At 45.0% G+C, this 7,038-nt stretch carries 5 protein-coding genes; 1 reads left to right on the top strand and 4 read right to left on the bottom strand.

Translation table 11 applies throughout. From position 1 onward, the window contains the following. Positions 1-410, top strand: a 410-nt coding sequence (locus MHN30_RS19385; RefSeq protein ID WP_239360797.1) for a hypothetical protein, incomplete at its 5' end; no start/stop codon positions are given. Between the two features lie 238 nt (positions 411-648). Here the strand turns inward: MHN30_RS19385 and MHN30_RS19380 are convergent. The 4 genes from MHN30_RS19380 to prlC all read right to left on the bottom strand — a co-directional run bounded on the left by MHN30_RS19380 (position 649) and on the right by prlC (position 6,881). After that, positions 649-2,571, bottom strand: coding sequence for a methyl-accepting chemotaxis protein (locus MHN30_RS19380; RefSeq protein ID WP_239360796.1), 1,923 nt, complete (start codon positions 2,569-2,571; stop codon positions 649-651). Between the two features lie 161 nt (positions 2,572-2,732). Next, positions 2,733-3,431: a class I SAM-dependent methyltransferase gene (locus tag MHN30_RS19375; protein ID WP_239360799.1), complete on the bottom strand. Its 699-nt coding sequence runs from the start codon at positions 3,429-3,431 to the stop codon at positions 2,733-2,735. Positions 3,432-3,562: 131 nt separating this feature from the next. Next, positions 3,563-4,714: a response regulator gene (locus MHN30_RS19370; RefSeq protein ID WP_239360795.1), complete on the bottom strand. Its 1,152-nt coding sequence runs from the start codon at positions 4,712-4,714 to the stop codon at positions 3,563-3,565. A gap of 127 nt (positions 4,715-4,841) precedes the next feature. Further along, entirely contained in the window at positions 4,842-6,881 is a 2,040-nt protein-coding gene (prlC, locus tag MHN30_RS19365; RefSeq protein ID WP_239360794.1) for an oligopeptidase A, read from the bottom strand. Between the last annotated feature and the right edge of the window lie 157 nt (positions 6,882-7,038).

Genomic DNA, 7,038 nt, shown 5'->3' with positions numbered 1-7,038 from the left:
CACAAGGGCGCGAATACATCAAAGAGGCCGAGGTAGCACCTCATCAAGAGCCCGGATATAAGCACGCAATCACACCAATAATGCTAAAAATGGCTTGTACAATTGGAGGAGTCCATATAAGCGAGTTTACCTCATGCTCTTTTAACTGCTCGCCGCGTGAAGCGGCTCCGATGTTTTCAGCTTATGCTGTCGAGATAAATCTCGACCTACGGCACTCGCTGGAGGGAAGGAGTTTACCTCGCGATCTTTTAACTGCTCACCGCGTGAAGCGGCTCCTGCGTTTTGGCTTATGCTGTCGAGATAAATCTCGACCTACAGCACTCGCTGGTAGGAACGAGTTTACCTCGCGAGCTTTTAACTGCTCACCGCGTGAAGCGGCTCCTGCGTTTTGGCTTATGCTGTCGAGATAAATCTCGACCTACAGCACTCGCTGGTATGAACGAGTTTACCTCGCGAGCTTTTAACTGCTCGCCGCGTGAAGCGGCTGCTACGTTTTAGCTTGCAGTAGTCGAGATAAATCTCGACCTACAATACTCGCTGGTAGGAACGAGTTTACCTCGCGAGCTTTTAGTTGCTCGCCGCGTGAAGCGGCTCCGACGTTTCAGCTTATGCTGTCGAGATAAATCTCGATCTACGGCACAATCCTGATTACTGCAAACCTAAAGTGCCCCTGATCTCTCGCATTTTCTCTTTAAGGCTTTGTTGAATTTGCTGAACTTGCTCATGTGAGCTATTAACCTGACCTTTCATGCTGTCCATGGCGTGGCCAAAGGTATCTAGTAGATCTGATTGCTGATTGGCAAGATCCATTGCATGGGCGGCAACTTGGTTGGCGCTTTGTGCGCTCTCTGCCACACCTTCTGAATTGCGTTTCAACTCTTGTGCATGGCTTGTTTGCTGCTGTGCCTCATCTGCCAAAGCCGAGATTTGTGTCGATACTTTGTTTGAATTATCACTCAAAACATTTAATTGCTGGTGAATATCAGTCAGTGAGGCTTGTGTTTGCTGTGCAAGCTTTCGTACTTCGTCCGCAACGACCGCAAACCCGCGGCCATGTTCACCTGCGCGCGCCGACTCAATCGCCGCGTTGAGCGCGAGTAGGTTCGTTTGTTCTGCGATGGAGCTGATCATATCAATCACTTTACTCACATCCGAAACACCATTAAGTAATTCATTTAAGCTCTCTAATCCCTGCTCTACTCGCTTTTGCGTGGTAGATGAAGCGCTCAACATAGCATCCGCATAGGACACGCTTTGTGTCATTGCTTCAAAGGTGTTATTGGCATTGTCGGCAACTTGCGCGTTGATTTGATTGGCATCCGCCCCAAGCGCTCTAAGCGAGTCAAGCTGTGCTTGGTTTTGCTCCACCTGCTCAAACGTGTCTCCAGCTTGTGCAGAGATCTGCACCAAGTTAGTGTTCATCTCTTCCATAAAGGTATTGATCACACTCAGCATTTCTGAGCGTTCGTCCGCTTCTGCTCGCTGCCTATCAATTAACTGATTAAAGTAACTCGCAATTTCGCCAATTTCAGTGTCTTGGTTTTTACTTTCAATATTACGTAATTCATTGCTTTCGATAAGCTGAGCGAAGCCATCGCGAAGTTGTCTTAGCGGAGTTAATACTTGATTGAACTGTACAAAATAGACACCACCTGCAAGCAGCACGAGTAACCCAATTGCCACACCAAACAGCATAAATACATTGGTTTTTACGTCAGCCTGCTCAGTTTTTAAGTTGGTTTCTGCTTGCAGGATATTCTCTGAGATTGCTTTAATATCACCTCGCAGTGCCAGCATGCCAGCTTGACGTTGTTTGGACTGCTGTAAGGTATTTTCCAAGTCGCGGGCATAACGTTTAGGCCAGCTCACAAGCTCCGCTTTTATTTCTAGCGCGAGGTCTTCGGCTTCGGCACCTAAAAATAGCTCGTCTTCGTCTACCTCACTCATTACCCCTAAGTTTTCGAGTCGGTCTATTCGCGCAGCAATATCCTGCAAACGGCTTAAGCTCGACATCAAACTCTGCTCGGTCTGCTGTTCGTAAGCCATGACTAATTGGTAGGTATATAAGCTCAAGTTTGATACTTCGCTAAAATAGTCTGAAGCGAGATTAAAGTAGGATTCTTTGGCAGCACTATCTTGTGCTTTAATTGCGTACTTAACGAGACTCGATGCTGAACCTGACATTTGTCTGAGCGCATTATCCAACAACGCAAGTTCATTACCAGAAAGCTTGCCAAGTGCACGGTATTTGCCTGCAATATCTTGTTGTAGTTGTGTGAGTTTAGTTTTAAGTTGCTCAGCAAGCGCTGGTGGCAACTGCTCTACACTTTGCTGTAATGCTTTGATTTGTTCATCAGCCTTACTTAAATACTGACTGTCGCCCGCACTCAAGTAATCTTCTACTGTACCCTCAAGCTCGATGATCACCGCATTTTTAACTTGATTGTAAGCGGCGTCTTGCACATCAAGCTCAGTTAATACTTGGCTCGCCCAAAACAGACTCGCCCCAAGTAGAATACTCGCAGTGGTCAATAATATTGCCAATAGCCGAGTAAATGTAGACACGCGCATAGAATCACAACCCCTTTATCAAAATGCTCCGCAAGAGTATTAAGGATTTATGACAAATTAATTAAATCTGGTTACCTTTTCTGTACAATAGTACAAAACCATACTTTTTGCGTATATCCATCTAGATATCTACTGCACAAAATTAAATCAGGTAGTGTGTGCTATTTCATTGCGGCATTAACATAAACGTCAAAGCGGTTTTTCTTGGTTTTTATTTGCATACTTGGCGTTTTATCATTTAAGAAGCCAGCGTAGTCTGGACGTTTTACCACCACCCTTTTAGTGGCTAACTGCAAAGCAAAAGGTAACAGTGCGTCCGCATCCAAATCATTGCCAACTAAGTCTTGGAATACACGCATTTCTTTTTTCACTTGCGCCGATTTTTCACGATGTGGAAACATAGGATCAAGATACACTACGTCTGGACGCCAACCCGCTTGCTCTAGCAAGTCATGGCTGGAACCAAACTCCAGTCGCATAGTTGACTGCACCCATTCGCCAATTTCAGCATCTTGATAGGCGCGTTGCAAGCCGTCATATAGCAGCGCTGCGACTACCGGGTTACGCTCGTGTAGCACAACTTTGCAACCCATAGACGCAAGCACAAAGGCATCGCGTCCAAGTCCCGCAGTTGCATCCAATACCGTAGGCACAGCACCTTTATTTAAGCCCACTGCTTTTGCAATTGCTTGCCCTTTACCACCACCAAATTTGCGTCGATGAGCAACTGCGCCAGTCACAAAGTCAACTCGGATAGCACCGAGTTTTGGCTCATCTTTTTTGAATAATTGTAAGCCTAGCTCATCATAAACCAATTGAAACTCCGCCTCGTTAATAGTAAGCGCGGATAAATTAAACAGCTTAGTTAGCGTATCTAGGTAGGATCTGTTTTCTTCAAAAGGGGTGTGAATGTACAAGCTAAGCTCCCAAGGGTTACCAACCGTGGCAGTATACCCCTTTCCCTTTCTAGTGTCTTTGATTATCCAGTGGCTTAAAACAGTTCAATATCTGCTTGCGACGCCACTTCATCCTCACCCCAAGGTTTCGCTATTTTGTTTAAACTCTCTATAAGCTGCTGGCGTACCTCAGTCACTTCTCCTAACTTATATTTAATTATGGTTAGCTCATCGCTTAAATAAGTGAAGTGCTCATAGAGTTCTTGCAACCGTTCTCTTTCACTTGGCTCTAAGACTGCAAGCTTATCGCTTTCCAGCACCGTCTGAAACTCAGCAACTTTGCCACTGTAATGATCGCCAACGCCGCTTAAATGATCGCTCAGCTCAGCAAATACCTGCCCGATATGTTCCACTTTATTGAGCGCATCTTCACTGACTTCCATGTCTCTGATTTTGGCATCAGTGGCTTCCAGTATGTGCGGAAACAAATCTTTATAGCGACCATAAACCGCAACATCGTCCACTGGCATGTTTTTAATCAGTAAAGAGACTTTAGGATAGTTAATGATAGTTCTGCGACCAAAATCAACAAAGCGACTGCCATCTTTGTGTTTCTCAAATAGCTCTTGCTCTATCGGTTGAATAGCACCTTCACTGGAATAAAACATCGCGTCTTGGTGGTACCAAAAAGCCACCGCAACATCGAGCTCCATCGGCATAAAAAACTCTAAAAAATGAGCGCTCAAAGTATTGAGGTCATGCGCGTGATACGATTGCCCAACATAGCGCATTATACGACCCATATCACCAGAGTCGGTCATGGCTATTTCAGCTGTGGTTTGGGCGCGCTGTACGTCTTGTTTGAGCTGCGACGAGGTTTTTCTATAGTCATCAAGAACATTAATACGCGCTAGCAATTCTTCGGCGTTAAAGGGTTTGACTATGTAGTCTGCAGCGCCGGCGTTGTAGCCCCGCATCCGCTCTGAAATATCGGCACGAGAAGACAAAAACATAACTGGGATCTCAATGGTGTCGTCTTGCTTTTTAAGTTGCTCACATACCGCAAAGCCCGACAGTCCAGGCATCTCGACATCAAGCAAAATAATATCCGGACGATATTTTTTAGCTAACCGTAAGCCTTCCTCACCATTTTTCGCATGTAATATTTTGCACGTACGCGATAGCGCCTCATCAACAATGTGATGGACGAGTTTGTCATCATCAATGGCAAGAACCAGTTTCGTCATGTGGCTTTCCCTATTAATTCATATCTTTATAGAATAGTCAGAGATATTGAATTTGCTAACAAAAAGTCACACTTTCTAAGACAAAAAAAACGCCTTCAGAAGAAGGCGTTATAGAATGGAAAAAGTACTAGGCGGCGATCCCGCTGTGGCGTAATAGCGCATCTACTTTTGGTTCTCGACCACGGAAGCGAGTAAACAGTACCATCGGCGCTTCTGAACCACCCTTTTCAAGAATGTGATGCATAAATTCACGCCCGGTTTGCGGGTTAAATATCCCTTCTTCTTCAAACTTAGAAAACGCATCCGCAGACAACACTTCTGCCCACTTATAAGAGTAATAGCCTGCACTATAGCCACCAGCAAAAATATGGCTAAAGCTATGCTGGAAGCGATTAAATTCGGGAGCTTTAACAACCGCTGTGCGCTCACGCACCGCATTGAGCGTCGCTTGAATTTGGCAATCTGTGTTTGGCTCAAAGTCAGCGTGAATATGAAAATCAAACAATGAAAACTCCAACTGACGTAGCATTTGCATAGCTGATTGGAAGTTCTTTGCCGCGAGTAATTTGTCTAACATTTCTTTTGGTAACGGCTCACCTGTTTCATAGTGCCCTGAAATAAAGTTCAGCGCTTCTTCTTCATAGCACCAGTTCTCTAAAAACTGACTTGGCAGCTCAACCGCATCCCATGCCACACCATTAATACCAGCAACCGGCGCTGCATCCACTTGCGTAAGCATGTGATGAATACCGTGACCAAACTCATGGAATAAAGTGGTTACTTCATTATGGGTAAATAGCGCAGGTTTATTGCCAACGGCTTTATTGAAGTTACACACTAAATAAGCGACAGGAGTCTGCAACTCACCATTTGCGCGTACTTTTCGGCCCATGCAGTCATCCATCCAAGCACCACCACGCTTATGTTCACGGGCATATAGGTCGAGATAGAAATGACCACGCAACTCACCTTTATCATCGTGAATAGCAAAAAAGCGTACGTCTGGATGATAAGTGTCAATGTCTTTGACTTCACTCACACGGATCCCAAACAGGCGATTTACGGTTTCAAATAAACCGGCAAGTACCTTATGCTCAGGGAAGTACGGGCGCAGCGCTTCGTCAGAAATCGCATACTTAGCTTGTTTTAACTTTTCGCCATAATATGCGTAATCCCAAGGTTTTAGCTCACCTACACCGTGCTCTTTATTCGCAAAGTCTCGTAGTTCAGCCACTTCTTGCTCGGCTTGTGGTTTTGACTTAGCAGCAAGGTCGTTTAAAAACTTAAATACTTGCTCTGGCGTCTCAGCCATTTTGGTTGCCAGTGATTTTTCTGCAAAACTAGAAAAGCCAAGTAACTGAGCCAGTTCGTGTCTAAGCGTAAGCGCTTCATGCATAATCGCTGAGTTATCAAACTCGCCAGCATTAGGCCCTTGATCCGAAGCACGGGTTACAAACGCACGATAAGCCTCTTCACGGAGCGTTTGGCTATCTGCGTAAGTCATCACAGGAAGGTAAGAAGGAATATCTAGCGTAAATACCCAGCCTTCTAATCCTTTGGATTCGGCAGTATGAGCGGCAAGTGCCAAGGCAGACTCAGGTAGCCCAGTTAAATCAGACTCATCAGTAATATGTTTTTGCCATGCCTGAGTGGCATCCATTACGTTGTTGCCAAACTTTGATGCCAGCTCCGACAGTCGTGCCACAATTTCGCCATAGCGTTTTTGCTTCGCAGCTTCCAGCGCAATACCAGAAAGTTGAAAATCACGCAGTGCATTATCCACCGACGTTTGCTGAGCAATCGTTAAGTTACCAAACTCAGCTGACTCTTTTACTGCTTTATAAGCTTCATATAGTCCTTGATGTTGGCCACAGTAAGTCGAATATTCTGAGATTAATGGCAAACACTCATCATACGCTTTGCGCAGCGCCTCTGAATTGACCACTGAGTGCATATGCGATACCGGCGACCACATGCGGCTAAGTTTATCGTCCGCTTCTTCTAGCGGTAGTACAAAGTTGTCCCAGGTATAATTCGACTGCGCTAAAACAGTGTCGATAGTTTCACGACAGTGCGCGATGGCAGATTTTAATGCTTCAACAATATGTTCAGGCTTAATTTTCGAAAAAGGAGGCAATCCTTCTAGCCCGATTAATGGGTTACTCATGGGCACGCTCTTTATTTTCTAATCTAATATTGAGGTTGAAATAAGGGTGAATGACCGCATTTACAAGTATCTGAACAGATTTTTGCTTAATATCGGTCTTCGGTTGTGCACTTTTGCTATTTACTTAATATAAAGTAGTAGGGTTTAAGCAAAACAA

This window comes from Pseudoalteromonas sp. OF7H-1 (assembly GCF_022347825.1).
In the GTDB taxonomy this organism is placed as follows: Bacteria; Pseudomonadota; Gammaproteobacteria; order Enterobacterales; family Alteromonadaceae; genus Pseudoalteromonas; species Pseudoalteromonas maricaloris.
This window is presented reverse-complemented; position numbering and strand designations above follow the sequence as displayed.